This window comes from Streptomyces longisporoflavus, from assembly GCF_014649775.1.
GTDB classification, from domain to species: Bacteria; Actinomycetota; Actinomycetes; order Streptomycetales; family Streptomycetaceae; genus Streptomyces; species Streptomyces longisporoflavus.
Map to the genome: position 1 here is coordinate 248,423 of NZ_BMTR01000008.1, position 21,304 is coordinate 269,726.

The 21,304-nt window shown below is 70.9% G+C and carries 16 protein-coding genes; 5 read left to right on the top strand and 11 right to left on the bottom strand.

What is annotated here, in order from left to right:
* The first annotated feature begins 41 nt into the window (after positions 1-41).
* On the top strand, positions 42-1,940 hold the full coding sequence (locus IE226_RS18555; protein WP_190082384.1) for an amidohydrolase: 1,899 nt from the start codon (positions 42-44) through the stop codon (positions 1,938-1,940).
* Positions 1,941-2,061: 121 nt separating this feature from the next.
* On the top strand, positions 2,062-3,591 hold the full coding sequence (locus IE226_RS18560) for a helix-turn-helix domain-containing protein (protein ID WP_190082385.1): 1,530 nt from the start codon (positions 2,062-2,064) through the stop codon (positions 3,589-3,591).
* A 76-nt stretch (positions 3,592-3,667) separates the two neighbouring features.
* Here the strand turns inward: IE226_RS18560 and IE226_RS18565 are convergent, their stop codons facing one another.
* From IE226_RS18565 to IE226_RS18575, 3 genes are all read right to left on the bottom strand, one after another.
* Complete coding sequence (locus IE226_RS18565) at positions 3,668-4,504, bottom strand: alpha/beta fold hydrolase (RefSeq protein ID WP_190082386.1); 837 nt, start codon at positions 4,502-4,504, stop codon at positions 3,668-3,670.
* Between the two features lie 66 nt (positions 4,505-4,570).
* Positions 4,571-4,969 carry a RidA family protein gene (locus IE226_RS18570; protein ID WP_190082387.1) on the bottom strand — a complete coding sequence of 133 codons (399 nt, stop codon included), beginning with the start codon at positions 4,967-4,969 and terminating at the stop codon, positions 4,571-4,573.
* Positions 4,966-6,216, bottom strand: coding sequence for an acyl-CoA dehydrogenase family protein (locus IE226_RS18575; RefSeq protein ID WP_190082388.1), 1,251 nt, complete (start codon positions 6,214-6,216; stop codon positions 4,966-4,968). Before IE226_RS18575 ends, IE226_RS18570 begins: the two co-directional genes overlap by 4 nt.
* Before the next feature lie 102 nt (positions 6,217-6,318).
* Here IE226_RS18575 and IE226_RS18580 point away from each other — a divergent pair, with 102 nt between their 5' ends.
* Both IE226_RS18580 and IE226_RS18585 read left to right on the top strand, forming a co-directional pair.
* Positions 6,319-7,959, top strand: coding sequence for an AMP-binding protein (locus IE226_RS18580; RefSeq protein ID WP_229871185.1), 1,641 nt, complete (start codon positions 6,319-6,321; stop codon positions 7,957-7,959).
* Between the two features lie 4 nt (positions 7,960-7,963).
* On the top strand, positions 7,964-8,779 hold the full coding sequence (locus IE226_RS18585; RefSeq protein ID WP_190082390.1) for a PaaX family transcriptional regulator: 816 nt from the start codon (positions 7,964-7,966) through the stop codon (positions 8,777-8,779).
* On the opposite strand, the gene IE226_RS18590 is transcribed toward IE226_RS18585, so the two are convergent.
* Both IE226_RS18590 and IE226_RS18595 read right to left on the bottom strand, forming a co-directional pair.
* Positions 8,763-11,078, bottom strand: a complete 2,316-nt coding sequence (locus IE226_RS18590) for a bifunctional salicylyl-CoA 5-hydroxylase/oxidoreductase (protein ID WP_190082391.1) — start codon at positions 11,076-11,078, stop codon at positions 8,763-8,765. The genes IE226_RS18585 and IE226_RS18590 overlap by 17 nt on opposite strands.
* Positions 11,079-11,080: 2 nt before the next feature.
* Positions 11,081-11,908, bottom strand: a complete 828-nt coding sequence (locus IE226_RS18595; protein WP_190082392.1) for an enoyl-CoA hydratase family protein — start codon at positions 11,906-11,908, stop codon at positions 11,081-11,083.
* A gap of 271 nt (positions 11,909-12,179) precedes the next feature.
* Between IE226_RS18595 and IE226_RS18600 the strand changes: the two genes are divergently transcribed.
* Entirely contained in the window at positions 12,180-12,611 is a 432-nt protein-coding gene (locus IE226_RS18600) for an ATP-binding protein (RefSeq protein ID WP_190082490.1), read from the top strand.
* A gap of 10 nt (positions 12,612-12,621) precedes the next feature.
* On the opposite strand, the gene IE226_RS18605 is transcribed toward IE226_RS18600, so the two are convergent.
* The 6 genes from IE226_RS18605 to IE226_RS18630 all read right to left on the bottom strand — a co-directional run bounded on the left by IE226_RS18605 (position 12,622) and on the right by IE226_RS18630 (position 21,266).
* Complete coding sequence (locus tag IE226_RS18605; protein ID WP_190082393.1) at positions 12,622-14,073, bottom strand: amino acid permease; 1,452 nt, start codon at positions 14,071-14,073, stop codon at positions 12,622-12,624.
* A gap of 110 nt (positions 14,074-14,183) precedes the next feature.
* A complete protein-coding gene (argF, locus tag IE226_RS18610; protein ID WP_190082394.1) occupies positions 14,184-15,182 on the bottom strand; it encodes an ornithine carbamoyltransferase in 999 nt (332 codons plus the stop codon).
* 124 nt (positions 15,183-15,306) lie between these two features.
* Entirely contained in the window at positions 15,307-16,533 is a 1,227-nt protein-coding gene (locus IE226_RS18615) for an arginine deiminase (protein ID WP_190082395.1), read from the bottom strand.
* A 44-nt stretch (positions 16,534-16,577) separates the two neighbouring features.
* The gene (locus IE226_RS18620) at positions 16,578-19,139 is read right to left on the bottom strand and encodes a polynucleotide kinase-phosphatase (protein ID WP_190082491.1); all 2,562 of its coding nucleotides are present in this window, start codon (positions 19,137-19,139) and stop codon (positions 16,578-16,580) included.
* A complete protein-coding gene (locus IE226_RS18625; protein ID WP_190082396.1) occupies positions 19,139-20,671 on the bottom strand; it encodes a 3' terminal RNA ribose 2'-O-methyltransferase Hen1 in 1,533 nt (510 codons plus the stop codon). Before IE226_RS18625 ends, IE226_RS18620 begins: the two co-directional genes overlap by 1 nt.
* A gap of 145 nt (positions 20,672-20,816) precedes the next feature.
* A complete protein-coding gene (locus IE226_RS18630) occupies positions 20,817-21,266 on the bottom strand; it encodes a cold-shock protein (RefSeq protein WP_190082397.1) in 450 nt (149 codons plus the stop codon).
* Positions 21,267-21,304: the final 38 nt, after the last annotated feature.

Below are 21,304 nucleotides of genomic sequence, written 5' to 3' on the forward strand. Positions count from 1 at the left end.
ACCACCCGATTGCCCCGCGACACAACAACGAGGAGACCCCCATGACCCCTCCGTACCCCTCCCCCCTCTCCCGGCGCGGCCTCATCGCCGCCGCTGGTGCCGCCGGTGCCGCCGGTGCCGCCTCTGTCGTCGCGGGCGCACCCGGTGCCGCCGCCTCGTCGCCGCGCCGGTCCGCCGCGCTCGTCGTACACAACTCCCGCGTCTTCAGCGGCCTCAAGGGCAACGCCCCCGCGCGGGCCGTCGCCGTCGGGCGGGACGGGAAGATCCTGGCCGTCGGGAGCGACGCCTCGCTCAAGCGGTTCATCGGGCGGGACACGCAGGTCGTGGACGGGCGGGGCGGCACCCTCATGAGCGGCGTCCACGACGGGCACGCCCACCCGATGGACGCCGCGAGCCGCTCGCTGCGGCCGTCCCTGGCCGGCGCCGAGCAGACCGTCGAGGAGTTGCGGAAGACGCTGACCGGGTTTCTGAAGGACTCCGCCGAGCAGGAGCCCGACGGGTGGCTCGTGGTGGAGGACTGGAACCCGGTCGGGCTGCTGCCGCGCGGCACCGCCCCGCACCACTCCATGCTCGACGCCCTGCCCACCCGCCGCCCGATCGCCCTGCGCGGCGGCGACGGGCACAACCTGTGGGCCAATCAGCGCGCCCTGGACATAGCGAAGATCACCGCGTCGACCCCGGACCCGGTCGGCGGCAAGATCGTCAAGGGCGCGGACGGCAAGCCGACCGGCGTGCTCAAGGACGACGCCCAGCCGCTCGTCTCCCGGCACATCCCCGAGCCCGACGAGGCGCAGCTCGCGGACGCCGCCGCGAAGACCCTCGCCGAGGCCGCCGCGTCCGGCATCACGACCTTCATGGAAGCCGTGGTGGGCCGCGGCGAACTGAAGCTGTATCAGCGTCTGGCCGAGTCGGGCCGCCTGCTCCAGCGCATCGTGCCCGCCCTGCGCATCGAGTCCGGCCAGACCAAGGACCCGGCGGCGGCGGTCGCGTACGCGAAGGCGCTCCGAAAGGACTTCGGGGACGTGCGCGGGCTCCGCTTCGGCACCGTCAAGGTTTTCCTGGACGGGGTCATCGAGTACCCGGCGCAGACCGCGGCGCTCCTGAAGCCCTACCTCGACAAGGACGGCAAACCCACCGACCACCGCGGCGACCTGTACGTCTCGCCGGCGGAGTTCGGCCGGCTCAGCGCCGCCTTCAACGCCGAGGGCTGGCAGATGCACGCGCACGCCATCGGCGACCGCGCGGTCCGTACCTCCCTGGACGGGTACGAGTACGCCCTGCGGAAGACCGGGGCGCGCGGCCTGCGCAACACCACCGCCCACCTCCAGCTCGTCGACCCCGCCGACCTGCCCCGCTTCGCCCGCCTCGGCGTGATCCCCTGCATGCAGCTCCAGTGGGCCACCCGCAACATCTGGACGATGGACGCCCTGCTGCCCTACATCGGCGCCGGCCGCCACCGTCTGCTGTACCCGGCGCGCGGTCTGGAGCGGCACGGGGCGCTGCTGTCCGGTGGCTCGGACTGGCCGGTCGACCCGTTGCAGGTGTGGAACCAGGTCCGTACCGCCGTCGACCGGTCCGGAGCCGGGGGCGAGGGTGACCTGTACCGCGCGGAGGAAGGCCTCAGCCGCTCGTCCGCCCTGCTCATGCACACCATCGGCACCGCGCGCCAACTCCGCATGGACCACCTCACGGGAACCGTGGAACGGGGAAAGTCGGCCGATCTGGTGCTCCTCGACCGCGATGTGACGCGGTGTCCGGTGGCCGATATCAGCTCTGCCGAGGTGCGGCTGACGTTGACCGGAGGCACAGTGGTGCATGACGCCGACACATCGGCCGGGCGCGCTGCCGCCGCCCGGACGACGCGCGCGGCTGCCGGGCCCCGGCCCACGGCGCAGGCAGCGGTGCACGGTGGGCGGCACGCCTCGTGCGGATGCGGCTGACGCGGTGCGGCCACCTGGCGTACGGAAACGACGTAACGGAACTTCCGTACCGAACAAGACATTTCTCTTATGGCCTACCCCAGCGCGTGCGTCATCTCATATCTGAGATAACCTGCGGAACATGGCAGACGATTACCTCGTACGTATCGGCAAGCTCATCCGTGACGCACGTCAGCACCGGGGCTGGACGCAGTCGCAGCTCGCCGAGGCGCTCAACACAAGTCAGAGCGCCGTGAACCGCATCGAGCGCGGTAACCAGAACATCAGCCTTGAGATGATCGCGCGCATCGGCGAAGCCCTTGACAGCGAGATCGTCTCCCTCGGGTATGCCGGACCGATGCATCTGCGCGTCGTCGGCGGGCGCCGTCTCTCCGGTTCCATCGACGTCAAGACGAGCAAGAACGCCTGCGTGGCGCTGCTCTGCGCCTCCCTGCTCAACAAGGGACGCACGGTGCTGCGCCGCGTGGCGCGCATCGAGGAGGTCTACCGCCTCCTCGAAGTCCTCAACTCCATCGGCGTGCGCACCCGTTGGATCAATGACGGCCACGACCTGGAGATCGTGCCGCCCGCCGAGCTCGACATGGAGGCCATCGACGCGCAGGCCGCGATCCGGACCCGCTCGATCATCATGTTCCTCGGCCCGCTGCTGCACCGCATGGACCGCTTCAACCTGCCGTACGCGGGCGGTTGCGACCTCGGCACCCGCACGATCGAGCCGCACATGATCGCGCTGCGCCGCTTCGGTCTCGACGTCGCCGCGACCGAGGGGCTCTACCACGCCGAGGTCGCGCGGGACGTCGTGCCGGACCGCCCGATCGTCCTGACCGAGCGCGGCGACACCGTGACCGAGAACGCCCTGCTGGCCGCGGCGCGCAGCGACTGCACGACCGTCATCCGCAACGCCTCGTCGAACTACATGGTCCAGGACCTGTGCTTCTTCCTGGAGGCGCTCGGCGTGAAGGTCGAGGGCATCGGCACGACGACTCTCACGGTGCACGGCGTACCGAACATCGATGTCGACGTGGACTACTCGCCCTCCGAGGACCCGGTCGAGGCGATGAGCCTGCTCGCCGCGGCGGTCGTCACGGAGTCCGAGCTGACGGTGAACCGCGTCCCGATCGAGTTCCTGGAGATCGAGCTCGCGGTCCTTGAGGAGATGGGGCTCGACCACGACCGTACGGCGGAGTACTTCGCCGACAACGGCCGTACGCGCCTGATCGACCTCACGGTCCGGCCCTCCAAGCTGGAGGCGCCGATCGACAAGATCCACCCGATGCCGTTCCCCGGCCTGAACATCGACAACGTCCCCTTCTTCGCGGCCATCGCGGCGGCGGCGCAGGGCAAGACGCTGATCCACGACTGGGTCTACGACAATCGCGCGATCTACCTCACGGACCTGAACCGCCTCGGCGGGCGCCTCCAACTCCTCGACCCGCACCGGGTCCTGGTGGAGGGACCCACCCGCTGGCGCGCCGCGGAGATGATGTGCCCGCCCGCACTGCGGCCCGCCGTGGTCGTCCTGCTCGCGATGATGGCCGCCGAGGGCACGTCCGTGCTGCGCAACGTGTACGTGATCAACCGCGGTTACGAGGAACTGGCCGAGCGGCTCAACTCCGTGGGCGCGCAGATCGAGACGTTCCGCGACATTTAGCCGTTTTCCCGTCCGCTTTCCGTCCGTTTTCCGTTCGTTTTTCCGTTCGCCTGGGGGAGCCGGGCGGCGTGCCTGCCTACGTGTTCGTCACGAACTCCCGGATCGCCGCAGCCAGGCCGTCCGGGCGGTCCAGAGGGATCAAGGTGCGGCAGTCGTCCAGCTCCACCAGGCGGCTCTTGGGGAGCAGGTCGGCGAATCTGCGGCCGTGTTCCGGGGGCATCATCTTGTCCTGGCGGCCCCACACGACCAGGGCCGGCCTGTCGTACGCGCGCAGGGCCCGCGCCGCCTCCAGCATCTCCGTCCTGCGTGCGGAGCGCAGATAGCGGACCAGGATCCTGCGGGCCCCGGGGTCGGTGCGCAGGGGCGCGAGCCAGCGGTCCGTCAGGTCGTGCGGGACGGGGCGGTGCGCCATGACCGCGTATCCCGTGCCCGGCACGCGGCGCAGGGCGCGCACGGAGAGTACGCGGATCAGGAGTGCGATGCCGCCGGGGACGCGCGCGGCGGCATCCATCATCTTGCCGCCCGCGCGCGGCGGGTAGTTGTCGAAGGCCTCGCAGCCCGCGATGACCATCCGGCCGACGCGGTCGGGACGCTCGGCCGCGAGTTGCTGGAGCCGCCCCGCGTCGTTCTCGACGAAGACCGCGTCGTCGCCGAGGTCCAGCGCGTCGGCGAACTCACCGATCAGCCGGGCCATGGTCCGCGGCGACAGCTCGGCGCCCGGCTTCAGCGGCACTCGGTGACTGCCGTACGGGAGTGTCGGCACCAGGCAGCGGAACTCGTCGCCCAGTTCCTCGACGACGTGGCGCCATACGCTGCCGTCCTGCACGAGGCCGTGCAGGAGGACTATCGGCGTCCCCGTGCCTCCCGTGTCCTCGTACTCGACGGGTCCCGCGCTGAGTTCGATCCGTGCCATGGCAGCCCCCGCTTTTTCATCGCCTGATCGCCTGATCACCTGATCGCCGGTCCGACGCTATGCGGGTCAGTCGAGTACCGCTACCCCGTCCAGCTCCACCAGGCACTCTTCGTCCCAGAGGCGGACGGCGCCGATCACTGCCATGGCGGGGTATTCGCGTCCCGCCAATCGCCGCCAGATCCGCCCGAGTTCCGCCGCCTGCTTCCTGTAGTCGGCGACGTCCGTGGCGTAGACCGTGACGCGGGCGAGGTCGGCGGGGGTGCCGCCCGCGTGCCGCAGGGCAGTGAGGAGATTGGTCAGGGCCAGCTCGAACTGCTCGGGCAGGGTCGTGCCGGTGACCTTGCCTTCGGTGTCCAACGCCGTCTGGCCCGCGAGGAAGACGAGACGGCCGCCGGTCGCGGTGACGGCGTGCGAGAAGCCGATGGCCGGGGAGAGCTCGGAGGGGTTGACGCGTTCGAGGCTCATGCGGAGGGCTCCTCGGGGGTGGCGGATTCGGGGGTGGCGGATTCGGGGGTGGCGGATTCGGGGGTGGCGGGTTGCGAGGTGGCGGGCTGCGCTCCGTCTGCCTCTGCGGAGTACAACTCCCTCGCGATGATGGTGCGTTGGACCTCGCTCGCGCCCTCGTAGATGCGGGGCGCGCGCACCTCGCGGTAGAGGTGCTCCAGCAGGTGGCCCCGCTGCAAGGCGCGCGCACCGTGCAGTTGGACCGCGGCGTCCACGACGTACTGCGCCGTCTCCGTGGCGATCAGCTTGGCCATGGCGGCGCGTCGGGCGATGTCCGGTTCACCGCGGTCGTAGGCGGCCGCGGCCGCGTGCACCATCAGGCGGGCCGCCTCGGTCCGCGTCGCCATCTCGGCGACCTGGTGCGCCACGGCTTGGAGGTCCTTCAACTTGGCCCCGAACGCGTCCCGTTGAGCGGTGTGCGCGAGTGTCGCGTCGAGGGCGGCTGCCGCCATGCCGACCGCGAAGGCGCCGACGCTGGGCCGGAAGCGGTTGAGGGTGGTCATGGCGACGCGGAAACCGCGGTCGGGTTCGCCGAGCATGTCGTCGCCGGTGACGCGCACGCCGTCGAAGGCGAGGGCCCCGATCGGATGCGGGGAGAGCATGTCCAGGTGGGTCCCGGTGAGGCCGGCGCGGTCGGCGGGCACGAGGAAGGCGGTGACGCCGCGGGCGCCCGCGCCCGGGGTCGTACGGGCGAAGACGGTGTAGAAGTCGGCTTCGGGGGCGTTCGAGATCCAGCACTTCTCACCCGTGAGCCGCCAAGACGACACACCGTCCGGCTCCGCGCGCAGGGCCAGTGCCGCCGCGTCAGAGCCAGCGCCCGGTTCGGAGAGCGCGAAGGCGGCGACGGCGCGCCCCGCGCGGGCGGGGGCCAGCCACTGCTCGCGCTGCCGCGCGGATCCGTACGCGGCGACGGGATGCGCCCCGAGGCCTTGCAGAGCGAGCGCGGTCTCCGCCTCCGTACAGGCATAGGCGAGGGACTCACGCAGAAGACAGAGCCCGAGGGCGCCCTGTTCCGCAGCAGGGCCCCCCGCCCCCTCCCCCGCGAACAACCGGTCCAGTAGGCCCAATTCCCCCAGCGCCGCCACCAGGGGGCGGTTCACGCGGCCCGGTTCGCCCTTCTCCGCCAGGGGGCGCAGTCGCTCCTCGGCGAGGGTGCGTAGCTCCGTACACCAGGCGGTTTGTTCCGGATCGAGCGAGAATGCCGTCATGCCGGGCCCCTCCTCTATCGCGCACCGTTGACTGTCGTCACCATCACGATACGCTCGTCGTGCGAGCTCACCACAAGCCCGATCGGCAAGGGGGCGACCCGCGTGGACGCCAAGAGTGCACCCCGACTCCACCCATCGGCTCACGTCGACACCTTCGCCAGGGAGCATCTCCCGCCGCCGGAGCAGTGGCCCGCGTTCGTCCACGACCGGCCCGAGCTGCACTACGCGGACCGCCTCAACTGCGGCACGGAGCTCCTGGACCGGACAATGGAGCGGTACGGCGCCGAGCGCCCCGCGTTCCGTACGGGCTCCGGCGACGTGTGGACGTACGGCGAACTGCGGCAGCACGTCGACCGGATCGCCCACGTCCTGACCGGCGAACTCGACGTCCTGCCCGGCCAGCGCGTCCTGCTGCGCGGCCCCACCACCCCCTGGCTCGCCGCCTGCTGGCTCGCGGTGATGAAGGCCGGCGCGGTCGCCGTCACCGTCCTGGCCCAGCAGCGCGCGCACGAGCTGACCACGATGTGCGAGATGGCCGAGGTCGCCCACGCCCTGTGCGACGCCCGCGCCGTCGACGACCTGATCAAGGCCGGGATACCGGGACTGAGCGTCACCACCTTCGGCGGGGACACGGACGACGACCTCCTCGCCCGCGCGGCCCGCCGGCCCGACGTCTACGACCCCGTCGACACCGCCGCCGACGACGTGGCCCTCATCGCCTTCACGTCCGGCACCACCGGACGCCCCAAGGGCTGCATGCACTTCCACCGTGACGTGCTCGCCATCGCCGACACCTTCGCGCGCCATGTGCTCAAACCGGTGCCCGACGACGTGTTCGCGGGGAGCCCGCCGCTCGGATTCACCTTCGGCCTCGGCGGACTCGTCGTCTTCCCGCTGCGGTTCGGCGCCTCGTCGCTGCTGCTCGAACAGGCCGCCCCCAAACAGCTGTTGCCCGCCATCGCCGAGCACGGCGTGAGCGTGCTCTTCACCGCGCCGACCGCCTACCGCACGATGCTCGACGAGCTGCGCGATCCCGGCGCCCCCGACGTCTCCACGCTGCGGCGGTGCGTCTCCGCGGGCGAGAACCTGCCCGCCGCCACCTGGCAGGCCTGGCACGAGCGCACCGGCCTGCGCATCATCAACGGCATCGGCGCGACCGAACTCCTTCACATCTTCATCTCCGCCGCCGACGAGGCGATACGGCCCGGCACCACGGGACGCCCCGTTCCGGGGTGGCACGCGCGCGTGGTCGACGATTCGGGGGCCCCGGTGCCGGACGGGGAGCCGGGTCTGCTCGCGGTGCGCGGCCCTGTCGGCTGCCGGTATCTGGGCGACGAACGCCAGTTGCAGTACGTGCGCCACGGCTGGAACGTCACCGGCGACACCTATGTCCGCGACGCCGACGGCTATTTCACCTACGTGGCCCGCGCGGACGACATGATCATTTCGGCCGGGTACAACATCGCGGGCCCGGAGGTCGAGGATGCGCTCCTGCGCCACCCCGACGTCCTGGAAACAGCCGTCGTGGGGCTCCCCGACGAGCTGCGCGGGCAGCAGGTCGTCGCCTACGTGGTCCAGCGCCCCGGCACGGAACGCGACCCCGACCGGCTGCGCGAGTTCGTGAAGAGCGAGCTCGTGCCGTACAAGTGCCCGCGCGAGATCGTCTACCTGGACGCGCTGCCGCGCACCGCGACGGGCAAACTGCAACGGTTCCGGCTGCGGGAGCCGGGGCCCGTAGAGTGATCACGTGTCCGAGCAGCACACTCCACGGTCCCTGATCGTCACCTTCTACGGCGCCTACGGGCGCGCGGCCCCCGGCCCGGTGCCCGTCGCCGACCTTGTCAGGCTCCTCGCCCCGGTCGGCGTGGACGCCCCGTCCGTGCGCTCGTCCGTGTCGCGGCTCAAGCGGCGCGGTCTTCTCGTCCCCGCGCGGACGGCGGCGGGCGCGGCGGGGTACGCCCTGTCGCCCGACGCGCGCCAGCTCCTGGAGGACGGCGACCGCCGCATCTACGCCGATCCCCCGGCCGCGCGGCAGGGCGGCGGCTGGGTGCTCGCCGTCTTCTCCGTACCGGAGTCCGAGCGCCAGAAGCGGCACGTGCTGCGCTCCCGTCTCGCCGGTCTCGGCTTCGGTACGGCCGCTCCGGGGGTGTGGATCGCCCCGGCGCACCTCTACGAAGAGACCCGGCACACCCTGGAGCGCCTGCAACTCGCCTCGTACGTCGATCTGTTCCGGGGCGAGCACCTGGGCTTCGCGGCGACGGCGGACGCGGTGGCCCGCTGGTGGGATCTGTCCTCGATCGCCAAGGAGCACGAGGCGTTCCTCGACCGGCACGAGCCGGTGCTCCGGGCCTGGCAGAGGCGGCCGGACACCCCGCCCGACGAGGCGTACCGCGACTATCTCCTCGCCCTGGACTCCTGGCGCCGGCTGCCGTACGCCGATCCCGGCCTGCCCGGAGAACTCCTGCCGGACGGGTGGCCCGGCGACCGGTCCGCCGAGGTGTTCACGGCGCTCGACGGACGGCTGCGGGACGCGGGTGCGGGCTTCGTCAACTCCCCAGCGTGAGGCGGGGCTTGGGGGCGTCCGTGCGGCCCGTCTGCGGTCGGCGGCTGCCCGCGCCGTACTGCTGCGGCCAGGCCACGCCAGGACCCGCGTAACCCTGCTCGGCCGCCGCGTGCAGCGTCCAGTGCGGGTCGTAGAGGTGCGGGCGTGCGAGCGCGCACAGGTCCGTACGCCCGGCCAGGATCAGTGAGTTGACGTCGTCCCAGGAGGAGATGGCGCCGACCGTGAGGACGGGGACGCCGGTTTCGTTGCGGATGCGGTCGGCGAACGGCGTCTGGTACGAGCGGCCGTACGCGGGGCGCTCGTCGGAGACGACCTGGCCCGTCGAGACGTCGATCGCGTCGGCTCCGTGCGCGGCGAAGGCGCGGGCGATCTCGACGGCGTCCTCGGCGGTGGTGCCGCCGTCGGCCCAGTCGGTGGCCGAGATGCGGACGGTCATGGGTTTGCGGGCGGGCCACAGAGCCCGTATCGCGTCGAAGACTTCGAGGGGGAAGCGCAGGCGGTTCGCCGGCGAGCCGCCGTACTCGTCCGTCCTGCGGTTGGTCAGCGGCGAGAGGAACCCGGACAGCAGATAGCCGTGCGCGCAGTGCAGTTCCAGGAGGTCGAACCCGCTGCGCTCGGCCCGCCGTGCCGCGTCGGTGAACTGCTCGCGGATCTCGACGAGTCCCGCCCGGTCCAGTTCGAGCGGGCGCCGACTGTTCGCCTTGTACGGGAGGGGCGACGGCGCGACAAGCGGCCAGTTGCCCTCGTCGAGGGGTTCGTCGATGCCTTCCCACATGAGCTTCGTCGAGCCCTTGCGGCCCGAGTGTCCGAGCTGGACGCCGATCGCGGTGCCCGGCGCCTGCGCGTGCGCGAAGTCGGTGACGCGGCGCCAGGCGTCGGCCTGCTCGTCGGTGTAGAGCCCGGCGCAGCCCGGTGTGATGCGGCCGTGCTCGCTGACGCACACCATCTCCGTCATGACCAGACCCGCCCCGCCGAGTGCCCGCGCGCCCAGGTGGACGAGGTGGAAGTCGCCGGGGACGCCGTCCCGCGCGGAGTACATGTCCATGGGCGACACGACGACGCGGTTGCGCAGGGTGAGGTCGCGAAGCCGGAAGGGCGTGAACATCGGCGGCGTACCGTCCGGGCAGCCGAACTCGCGCTCGACGGACTCGGTGAAGCGGGCGTCGCGCAGGCGCAGGTTGTCGTGGGTGACGCGGCGGCTGCGGGTGAGCAGGTTGAAGGCGAACTGGCGCGGCGGCTGGCCGAGGTAGTCCGGGAGCCGCTCGAACCACTCCAGGCTGGCGCGGGCCGCGCGCTGCGTGGACTCGACGACGGGGCGGCGCTCCGTCTCGTACGCGGCGAGGGCCTCGGGGATTCCGGGCTGTTCCTGGAGGCAGGCGGCGAGCGCGAGAGCGTCCTCGACGGCCAGTTTGGTGCCGGAGCCGATGGAGAAGTGGGCGGTGTGGGCGGCGTCGCCGAGCAGCACCGTGTTGCCGTGCGACCAGCGTTTGTTGACGACCGTGCGGAAGTTGATCCAGGCGGATTTGTTGCCGCGCAGGGTCCGGCCGCCGAGCGCGTCGGCGAAGATCTTGGCGCAGCGTTCGGTCGACGCCTGCTCGTCGAGCTCCGCGAACCCGGCCGCCTCCCACACCTCTTCGCGCATCTCGACGATGACGGTGGACTCACCGCTCGACTCGCCGCTCCCCGCCGTGGAGAACGGATAGCCGTGCAGCTGCATCACGCCGTGTTCGGTCTCGGCGATCTCGAAGCGGAAGGCGTCGAACGCGAAGTCGGCCGCGAGCCAGATGTAGCGGCAGCGGTGCGTCTCGATGCTCGGTGCGAAGACCTCGGCCCGCGCCTCGCGCGTGAGGCTGTGCACGCCGTCCGCCGCGATCACCAGGTCGTACGAGGCGGAGAGCTCGGCGGCGGGCGGCGCTTCGGCGCGGAAACGCAGGTCGACGCCGAGTTCCCGGCACCGCTCGTGCAGGATGCCGAGCAGCCTGCGCCGCCCGAGCGCCGCGAAGCCGTGCCCGCCCGAGGTGTGCCGGCTGCCCCGGTGCACGATGTCGATGTCGTCCCAGCGCACGAACTCGGCCTGGAGCGCGGCGTAGACGACGGGGTCGGCGTGCTCGATGCCGCCGAGTGTCTCGTCGGAGAGGACGACCCCGAAGCCGAACGTGTCGTCCGGGGCGTTGCGCTCCCAGACGGTGATCTCGCGCTCCGGGTCGAGGCGCTTGAGGAGGGCGGCGGCGTAGAGCCCGCCGGGCCCGCCGCCGATGACGGCGATGCGGCGGGCCGTTCCCCGGCCGGTGGCTGCCATCGTCAGCGCCCCTGCCACTTGGGCGGGCGCTTGTCCGTGAAGGCCGCGTGGAATTCCTTGTAGTCCTCGCCGGTCATCAGGAGGGCCTGCGTCGCCGCGTCCAGTTCCACGGCGGCGGCGAGCGGCATGTCCAGTTCGGAGGTCAGCAGCGCCTTGGTCTGCGCGTACGCGAGGGCGGGTCCGTCGGCGAGGCGGCGCGCCAGGGCCTGTGCGGCCTCGGCTGCCCTGCCCTCGTCCGTCAGCTCGCTGATCAGGCCGATCCGTTCGGCCTCGGGGGCGCGGACCGGGTCGCCGAGCATCAGGATGCGGGTGGCGTGGCCGAGGCCGACGACGCGGGGCAGGAGGTACGCGGCGCCCATGTCGCCGCCCGACAGGCCGACCCGCGTGAAGAGGAAGGAGAACCGCGCCGAGGGGTCCGCCACCCGGAAGTCAGCGGCCAGGGCGAGCACCGCGCCGGCGCCCGCGGCCACCCCGTGCACCGCGGCGATCACCGGGAAGGGGCACTCCCGGACGGCCCGTACCACCTGGCCCGTCATGCGGTTGAAGTCGAGCAGCTGCGCGGTGTCCATGCCGAGGGTCGCGCCGATGATCTCGTCGACGTCACCGCCCGAGCAGAAGCCGCGCCCCTCTCCCCCGAGCACCAGGGCGCGTACGGATTTGTCGCGGGAGAGCTCGGCCAGGAGGTCGCGCAGATCGGCGTAGGCCCCGAAGGTGAGCGCGTTCAGCTTGTCGGGGCGATCGAGGGTGACCGTGGCTACCCCCTCCTCCACCGCGACGCGGATGTGCTGCCAGTCGGGGGTGCGGGGGGCGGAGCCGGTGAAGGGACTCATGGCGACGTGCGGCCTCCTTGGTAGGGGCGGCGGCGGTCTGCGTACCGGAGTTGTTGCTGCCCCTCGAAGTTATCACTCGTACGTGACTGTCGTCACGAGTACGCGATAAACCCTGTGGGTAGAGAGCCCCGGGGGGAGAACCGAAATCCCGTTATGCGCGTCTTGTCACCCACGCCGCCCGGGGGCCGGACGTCCCGGTATCGCCCGACCGTCGACCCTGTCGACATAGCGCTTAAGATTCGTACGGTTGAAAGCAGGACCTCCTGCTGCCCTGAACGGACCCGCCTTGCCCGAACCTCCCGCTCCCGCCTCGTGGCGCATCGCGCTGCCGCACACCGCCGCGGCAGTCCCGATCGCCCGTGCGCTGGTGCGTACCGCGCTCACGGAGATCGAGTCGCGCGCCGACAGCGACACCGCCGAGCTGCTCACGGCCGAGCTGGTGGCGAACGCGGTGGAGCACACCTCGGGGCAGAACCCGATAGAGCTCGTCATAGAGCTCCTGCCGACCGGCTGCCAGGTGGAGGTCCACGACTCGAACCCGCTGCCGCCCGGCAATCTCAGCGATCCCGGCCCGATGTGCGAGCCGGACCCCTGGCAGGAGCACGGGCGCGGCCTGCTCCTGATCCGCACCCTCAGCTCGTCCTGCGGGCACCGCCCCACCGACTCCGGCAAGGCGGTCTGGTTCACGCTCCCCGCGGCGTAGACGCGTCCTTTCAGGCCCCGGCCCCTGCCCCGGTTTCGGCTTCGGCTTCGGACTTCTGGCCGAGGCGTGAGTGACGGCGCCCGTACAGCGCGTACACCAAGCTGCCCACGACGAGGAACACGGCGAACTGCACCCACGTCGTCCAGCCCGTGCCCCAGATCAGATAGAGGCAGAAGCCCACGCCCAGGATCGGGCTCACGGGGTACAGCGGCACCCGGAAGGTGCGCTTCAGCTCCGGCGCCGAGCGGCGCAGGGCGAGCACCGCGACGTTCACCACGACCATGATCCCCAGCGTGCCGATCGTCGTCAGATTGACCACCGCGTCGAGCGACGAGAAGGCGGCGGGGACGGCGAAGACGGCCGCGACGATCCAGGTGTTGGCGACCGGCGTCGAGGTCTTCGGCGAGACGCGCTCGAAGACGCGCGGGATGAGCCCGTCGCGGGACATCGACATCAGGATGCGGGTCTGCCCGTACATCACGGCGAGCACGACGGACGCGATGGCCACGACCGCGCCGAAGGCGATGATGCCGCCGCCGACCGCCGAGTCGGTGACCTGGTCGACGACCAGCGAGAGCGCGGCGGGCTTGTCGGCGACCGCGTCCGCGCCGAGGGCACCGATCGCCCCGAGGGCGACGGAGACGTAGAGCAGCGTGACGACGCCGATGCAGACCAGGATGGCGATCGGGATGTTGCGCCGCGGGTTCTTGACCTCTTCGCCTGCGGTGGTGATCGCGTCGAAGCCGATGAAGGAGAAGAAGGCGAGCGAGGCGCCCGCGGTGATGCCGGAGGCCCCGGCGCCCGCGAAGGGCGTGAGGTTGCCGGCCTCGAACGCGGTGAACGCGATCGCGAGGAAGAGCAGCAGGATGCCGATCTTGAGCACGGCCATCGCGGCGGTCGCCCGCGCGCTCTCGCGGATGCCGCGTACGAGCAGCACCGCGGCGAGCAGGATCACGATCACGGCGGGCAGGTTCACGACGCCGCCCTCGCCGGGTCCCGAGGAGAGCGCGTCGGGCAGCCGCAGGCCGGTGAGGCTGTCGAGCAGTTCGTTCAGGTACTGGCTCCAGCCGACCGCCACGGCGGACACGGAGACGCCGTACTCCAGGAGCAGGCACCATCCGACGAGGAACGCGGTGCGCTCGCCGAGCGAGGCGTACGCGAAGGAGTACGAGCTGCCGGAGACCGGGATCGCGCCGCCCAGCTCGGCGAACGAGAAGGCGGTGAAGATGCAGGTGACGGCGGCCAGGAAGTACGAGACGGCGACCGCGGGGCCCGCCTCGGCGACGCTGTCGGAAAGGCCGACGAAGATGCCGGTGCCGACGATCGCGCCGACGCCGAAGCACACCAGCTGGAACAGGCCCATGGTGCGTTTGAGGCCATGGCCTTCGAGATCGGCGCCCGATTCGGCGACGAGGAGTTCGGGGGACTTGATGCGGAGTCCTGCCGGACCGGTCGAGCGCATGCGGTGGTTCTCATTTCGGTGGTGCTTGGCGCGGCGGGGTGTGCCGCAAAAAAGCGGGGCCGGGGGAAGGTGTTCCCCGGCCCCACCCGTGTGAGCGTGCGGTAACGCGTTCAGGCGAGCGTGGCGACGAGAACCGCCTTGATGGTGTGCAGGCGGTTCTCGGCCTCGTCGAAGACGACGGAGTGCGCCGACTCGAAGACCTCGTCGGTGACCTCGAGAGAGCTTAGACCGTACTGGGCGTGGATCTCGCGGCCGACCTGCGTGCCGAGGTCGTGGAAGGCCGGGAGGCAGTGCAGGAACTTCACGTCGGCGTTGCCCGTGGCGCGCAGGACGTCCATGGTCACCGCGTACGGCGCGAGGGCCTCGATGCGCTCGGCCCAGATCTCCTTGGGCTCGCCCATGGAGACCCAGACGTCGGTCACGACGAAGTCGGCGCCCGCGACACCTCCGGCGATGTCCTCGCTCAGCGTGATCCTGGCACCGCTGGTCTCGGCGAGCTCGCGCGCCCGGGCGACGATCTCATCGGCGGGCCAGTAGGCCTTGGGCGCGACGATGCGTACGTCCATGCCGAGCAGGGCGGCCGTGATCAGGTACGAGTTGCCCATGTTGAAACGGGCGTCACCGAGGTAGGCGAAGGCGATGTCGGTGAGGGGCTTGGCGCTGTGCTCGGTCATCGTGAGCACGTCGGCGAGCATCTGGGTGGGGTGCCAGTCGTCGGTCAGGCCGTTGTAGACGGGCACGCCCGCGTAGGCACCGAGCTCCTCGACGATCGCCTGGGCGTCGCCGCGGAGCTGGATGGCGTCGAACATCCGGCCGAGGACCCGGGCGGTGTCCTTCGCGGACTCCTTGCTGCCGATGTGGGACCCGGCCGGGTCTATGTAGGTCGTGGACGCGCCCTGGTCGGCGGCCGCGACCTCGAAGGAGCAGCGCGTCCGCGTGGAGGCCTTCTCGAAGATCAGCGCGATGTTCTTGCCGCGCAGCCGCTGCGTCTCGGTCCCCGCCTTCTTGGCCGCCTTCAGCTCGGCGGCAAGATCGATCAGGCCGCGGAACTCCTCGGCGGTGAAGTCCAGCTCCTTGAGGAAGTGGCGGCCGGTGAGGTCGATGGCCATGATGGCGCTCCAGGGGTACGCGTACGAGGGTACTGGAAGTCTATACGATGCTCCACATTTCTATACAGACCCTGTACTCGCGCGGGCAGTGCGCCGCCCCGCACCCGCCCGACCGCCTACCGGCTCAGTCGACGGGATCCCGCTGCACCGGGCAGCTCATGCACCGCGGGCCGCCCCGGCCGCGCCCCAGCTCGCTCCCCAGGATCTCGATCACCTCGATGCCCTCCTTGCGCAGATGCGTGTTCGTCGTCGAGTTCCTCTCGTACGCCACGACCACCCCCGGCTCGACCGCGAGGACGTTGCATCCGTCGTCCCACTGCTCGCGCGCCGCCGCGTGCACGTCCTGGGTGGCCGTGAGGACCCGGATGCCGCTCAGGCCCAGGGCCGCGGCTATCGCCCGGTGCATGTGCTCCGGCGGATGGTCGGTGACCTTCAGCTCCCGGCCGTCGACGCCCGGCTCGATGGTGTACGAGCGGAGCATGCCGAGGCCCGCGTACTGCGTGAAGGTGTCGCCGTCGACCATCGTCATCACCGTGTCAAGGTGCATGAAGGCACGCCTCTTCGGCATGTCCAGGGCCACGATCGTCTGCGCCGAGCCCGCGGCGAAGAGCTTGTGCGCGAGCATCTCGACGGCCTGCGGCGTGGTGCGCTCGCTCATGCCGATCAGGACCGCGCCCCGGCCGATCACCAGGACGTCGCCGCCCTCGATGGTGGAGGGGTAGTCCGACTGCCCCTGTGACCACATGTGGAATTCCTCGGCCCGGAAGAGCGGGTGGTGCTGGTAGATCGCCTCGAAGTGCACGGTCTCGCGCTGCCGGGCGGGCCAGCGCATGGCGTTGATGGAGACGCCGTCGTATATCCAGGCCGAGGTGTCGCGCGTGAAGAGGTGGTTGGGCAGCGGGCCGAGCAGGAAGTCGTCGAGGTCCATGCAGTGGAAGCGCACGGACGTCGGCTCCGGGTGTCTCTCCAGGAACTCCCGTTTCGTCATCCCGCCGATCAGCGCCTCGGCGAGTTCCGCGGCGGGCAGTGTCTCGAACGCGGCCCGCAGATGGTCCGTCGCCAGCGGCCCGTACTCCTTCTCGTCGAAGACGCGGTCGAGGACGAGCAGGCGCGCGCCTGGCACGTCCAGGGTCTCGGTCAGCAGGTCGCCGAAGAGGTGGACGGCCACCCCGCGGTCGCGCAGCACGTCGGCGAATCCGTCGTGTTCCTGGCGAGCCCTGCGGACCCACAGGACGTCGTCGAAGAGCAACGCGTCCTTGTTGGTCGGGGTGAGCCGCTTGAGCTCCAGATCAGGGCGGTGCAGGATCACGCGGCGCAGCCGCCCGGCCTCGGAGTCGACATGGAATCCCATGAGGCCCATCTTTCCCCGGCCGGGCGGCAGTTGCCCGTTGTTGGCTAAAGCCGCGGGTCCACCGGCTCGGACTCCAGGGCGAGTACCGCGAACACCGCCTCGTGCACCCGCCAGAGCGGCTCGCCCGCCGCGAGGCGGTCGAGGGCTTCGAGTCCGAGCGCGTACTCACGGATCGCCAGCGAGCGCTTGTGGCCGAGGAATCGGTCGCGCAGCTTGTCGAGGTGGTCGGGGCGGGTGTACTCCGGGCCGTAGATGATCCGGAGGTACTCGCGTCCGCGGCACTTGATGCCGGGCTGCACGATCCGCCCCTTGCCGTCCCTGACCAGCGCCTCGACCGGCTTGACGACCATGCCCTCGCCGCCGCGGCTCGTCATCTCCAGCCACCAGTCGATGCCCGCCTGGACCGAGGCCTCGTCGCCGGTGTCGACATAGAGCCGCCGGGTGGTCTGAAGCAGGCCGGTGCCGTCGTGCTCCACCATGCGGTCGATCAGGGCGAGCTGTTCGTCGTGCGGCAGCGCGGCGAGGCTGCGCCCCCGGACGGCCAGGATCTGGAACGGCGCGAGACGCACGCCCTCCAGCCCTTCGGTCGGCCAGCAGTAACGGCGGTAGGCCTCCGTGAACGCCGCCGCGTCCACGGCTCGTTCGCGCTGCTTGGCCAGGAGCTCGCCGGTGTCCACGCCGCGCGCCGTCGCCGCTTCCAGGGCGGCTATCGCGTCGGGGAAGACGGCCGCGGACGCGGCGCCCACGGCCGCGTACTGCGTGCGGAGCAGGCCGGACGCCTTGAGCGACCAGGGCATCAACTCCGCGTCGAGCAGCAGCCAGTCCGTGTCGAGCTCCTGCCACAGGCCCGCTTCGGTGACGGCGGTGCGCACCCGGCCGAGTATCTCCTCGGTGACTTCGGGGTCATCGAAGAAGGGACGTCCCGTGCGGGTGCAGAGTGAGCCGGTCGGCCCGTCCACGCCGAAGCGCTCGCGAGCCACGTCCGCGTCGCGGCACACCAGGGCCACGGCGCGCGAGCCCATGTGCTTCTCCTCGCACACGACCCGGGCGACGCCGTCCTGCGCGTACGAAGCGAAGGCCTCGGCCGGGTGCTCAAGGAAGCCCTCGCGCCGCGATGTCGCGGTCGGGGCCATCGTCGGCGGGAGGTAGGGCAGGAGCCGCGGGTCCACGGCGAAGCGGCTCATGACCTCCAGGGCCGCCGCCGCGTTCTCCTCGCGGACGGTGACGCGTCCTGCCTGCCCGGTCTCCACGACCCGGCGGCCGTGCACGTCGTTCAGGTCGAGCGGACGCCCGTCGTGGCCGCCCGGGGCCTCGGTGCCGAGCGGCTTGGCCGGTTCGTACCAGACCTGCTCCGCCGGTACGTCGACGAGCTCCCGCTCCGGCCAGCGCAGCGCGGTGAGCTTGCCGCCGAACACGGCCCCGGTGTCCAGGCAGATGGTGTTGTTGAGCCAGGTCGCGGTCGGCACGGGGGTGTGGCCGTAGACCACGGCGGCGCTGCCGCGGTAGTCCTCCGCCCACGGGTAGCGCACGGGCAGGCCGAACTCGTCGGTCTCGCCGGTCGTGTCGCCGTAGAGCGCGTGCGAACGCACCCGGCCCGACGTACGCCCGTGGTACTTCTCGGGCAGACCCGCGTGGCAGACGACGAGCTTGCCGCCGTCCAGGACGTAGTGCGAGACGAGTCCGTCCACGAACTCCCGCACGCCCGCCCGGAACTCCTCGCTCTCCGCTTCCAGCTGCTCGATGGTCTCGGCGAGCCCGTGGGTGTGCTGGACCTTGCGGCCCTTGAGGTAGCGGCCGAGCTTGTTCTCGTGGTTGCCCGGTACGCAGATGGCGTTGCCGGCGGCGACCATCGACATCACGCGGCGCAGCACGCCCGGCGAGTCCGGGCCGCGGTCGACGAGGTCGCCCACGAAGACGGCCGTACGGCCCTCGGGGTGCGCGCCGTCGGCGTAACCGAGCTTGCCGAGCAGGGTCTCCAGCTCGGAGGCACAGCCGTGGATGTCGCCGATGATGTCGAAGGGGCCGGTGAGGTGGGAAAGGTCGTTATAGCGCTTCTCGGTGACGATGGTGGCGGCGTCGATCTCCTCCACACCCCGCAGGACGTGGACCTTTCTGAACCCCTCGCGCTCCAGGTGCTTCAGGGAGCGGCGCAGTTCGCGCTGGTGGCGCTGGATGACGCGGCGCGGCATGCCGGCCCGGTCGGCGCGCTCGGCGTTGCGCGCGGCGCAGACCTCTTCGGGCACGTCCAGGACGATGGCGATGGGCAGCACGTCGTGCTCCCTGGCCAGCTGGATCAGCTGCTTGCGGCTCTCGCTCTGCACGTTGGTCGCGTCGACGACGGTGCGGCGGCCCGCGGCGAGACGCTTGCCCGCGATGTAGTGCAGCACGTCGAAGGCGTCACGGCTCGCGCCCTGGTCGTTCTCGTCGTCGGCGACCAGGCCGCGGCAGAAGTCGCTGGAGAGCACCTCGGTGGGCTTGAAGTGCTTGCGCCCGAAGGTGGACTTGCCGGAGCCTGTGGCGCCGACGAGGACCACGAGGGAGAGGTCGGTGACGGGCAGCACACGCCCCGGGGGAGTGGCTTCGGTACTGGTGCCGGTCTCCTTGATCACGCTGCCCGCACCTCCTTCACGTTCTTGTCGTTCGCGTCGATCTTGTCGCTCTTGTTGTTGCTCTTGTCGCTCTTATCCGTCTTGTCGCCCTGCGTGAACACGGCCATCTGGGTCGGCGGCCCCACCTCGGGGTCGTCGTCGCCGACGGGCACGAAGTCCACTTCGTAGCCGTGCCGTTCGGCGACCTGGCGGGCCCAGCCGCGGAACTCCTCCCGCGTCCACTCGAACCGGTGGTCGCCGTGCCGGACGTGCCCCGCGGGGAGTGTTTCCCAGCGGACGTTGTACTCGACGTTCGGCGTCGTCACGAGCACCGTGCGCGGGCGCGCGGAACCGAACACCGCGTACTCCAAAGCGGGCAGGCGCTCCTCGTCGAGGTGCTCGATGACCTCGCTGAGCACGGCGGCGTCGTACCCCTTGAGCCGCTTGTCGGTGTACGCGAGCGAGCCCTGGAAGAGCTTGACGCGTCCGGCCTGGCGCTCGCCCATGCGGTCGAGCTTCAGCCGCCGCGAGGCGATGGTCAGCGCACGCATCGACACGTCGACGCCGGCTATCTCGGTGAACCGCGTGTCCTTGAGCAGCGCCTGCACCAACTGGCCCTGCCCGCAGCCGAGGTCAAGGACCCGCCCGGCGCCGGCGGCGGTCAGCGCGGCCAGGATCGCCTCGCGCCGCAGAACGGCGAGCGGCACGGGCTTTTCCTCGGTGTCGCTCTCCTCGTCGACCGCGTTGTCGAGGTCGTCGATGTCCGTGTCGTCGGCGTCGGCGAGCCGCACCAGTTCGAGCCGCTCCATCGCCTCCCTGGTCAGCGACCAGCGCCGTGACAGATAGCGGCTGGTGATGACCTTCTGTTCCGGGTGGTCCGCGAGCCAGCCCTCACCGGCGCGCAGCAGCTTGTCGACCTCGTCCGGCGAGACCCAGTAGTGCTTGGCGTCGTCTAGTACGGGGAGCAGGACATAAAGGTGCCGAAGCGCCTCGCTCAGGGTCAGCTTCCCGTCCGGCACTTCGAGCACGAGACGGACGTACCGCGAGTCGCCCCACTCCGGGAACTGCTCGTCCAGCGGAATCCGCGTCACCGTGACCGTCCAGCCCAGCGGCTCGAACAGCTTGTGCACCAGCTCCGCGCCGCCGCGTGCGGGCAGCGCGGGCACCTCGATCCGCAGCGGCAGCGGCTGCCCGGCCCGCTCGGGCCGTGCCTTGCACATACCGCGCATGGCACTGGAGAACACCGCGCTCAACGCCACGGCGAGCAGCGACGAAGCTGCATAGGGCCGGTCGTTCACGTACTGGGCGAGCGCCGCGTCGGGCGCACCTCCCCGCCCCTTGCCCTTCCCCCGCCGCACCAGCGTCACGGGGTCCACCTCCAGCAGCAGCGCGGCGGTGCAACGCTCCTCGGTCGCTTCGGGGTACAGGACATGCGCGGTGCCGTACGAAGTGGAGAACCGCTGCGTTTTGCCGGGATGCTTGTGCAGCAGGAACCCGAGGTCGGTCGCGGGGTTCTCAGGGGTACCGGAGGTACTGATCGTCAGGAACACGGTTTTGCCTCGAAACGCAATCTGAACTGCGGAAACTTACGGCTGCGGCTCCAGCGCGCCTCTCGACCGTACAGCGAACACCTCTGGCACACTCAGGGGTTTTTGCTCCCCTGGTCCTCCCCGGCCCCCGGCCCAGGCCTGCGCCTCAGCCTTCCGCCCAGCCGTGGCTCTTGCCGTGCTGCACCAATTGCTCGCGAAGCTGCTTGATCTGCTCGCCGGTCATCCACGGAGCGGTGCTGAGCAGCAGCTCGGTCAGCTCGAACGAGTACTCCGCGACGCTGAGCACGTCACAGGTCGGCTCCTCGCCGTCGTCGAACCCCACGGCGGCCGCCTGGATCGACGGAGGCACCTGTGCCCTGCTCGTGTACGGGGCCGCCATCGGCGTCTTGGCCCCCTTGGGAAGACGCACGGAGGACGCCTTGGGCCCGCGCTCGCCCTCCTCGATCTCGAACTCGACCTGCGTCCCCGTGTGCACCAACGGCTCCGGGATCAGCAGATCATTGGCGTGCAGGAACACGTCTTCCCCGCCGTGTTCCGGGGCGATGAAGCCGTAGCCCCGCGCGCCGTCGAACCGGACAACTCTGCCAGCGACCATCTCGACCCACACCCCCGCACCATCTCCGGGCCCCTTGC

Bases quoted from the DNA above. Each gene is read 5' to 3' on its own strand.
- IE226_RS18555 (WP_190082384.1), top strand. From the start codon at position 42: ATGACCCCTCCGTACCCCTCCCCCCTCTCCCGGCGCGGCCTCATCGCC.
- IE226_RS18615 (WP_190082395.1), bottom strand. From the start codon at position 16,533: ATGGGATTCCATGTCGACTCCGAGGCCGGGCGGCTGCGCCGCGTGATC.
- IE226_RS18595 (WP_190082392.1), bottom strand. From the start codon at position 11,908: ATGAGTCCCTTCACCGGCTCCGCCCCCCGCACCCCCGACTGGCAGCAC.
- IE226_RS18560 (WP_190082385.1), top strand. From the start codon at position 2,062: ATGGCAGACGATTACCTCGTACGTATCGGCAAGCTCATCCGTGACGCA.
- IE226_RS18570 (WP_190082387.1), bottom strand. From the start codon at position 4,969: ATGAGCCTCGAACGCGTCAACCCCTCCGAGCTCTCCCCGGCCATCGGC.
- IE226_RS18630 (WP_190082397.1), bottom strand. From the start codon at position 21,266: ATGGTCGCTGGCAGAGTTGTCCGGTTCGACGGCGCGCGGGGCTACGGC.
- IE226_RS18590 (WP_190082391.1), bottom strand. From the start codon at position 11,078: ATGGCAGCCACCGGCCGGGGAACGGCCCGCCGCATCGCCGTCATCGGC.
- IE226_RS18605 (WP_190082393.1), bottom strand. From the start codon at position 14,073: ATGCGCTCGACCGGTCCGGCAGGACTCCGCATCAAGTCCCCCGAACTC.
- argF (WP_190082394.1), bottom strand. From the start codon at position 15,182: ATGGCCATCGACCTCACCGGCCGCCACTTCCTCAAGGAGCTGGACTTC.
- IE226_RS18565 (WP_190082386.1), bottom strand. From the start codon at position 4,504: ATGGCACGGATCGAACTCAGCGCGGGACCCGTCGAGTACGAGGACACG.
- IE226_RS18575 (WP_190082388.1), bottom strand. From the start codon at position 6,216: ATGACGGCATTCTCGCTCGATCCGGAACAAACCGCCTGGTGTACGGAG.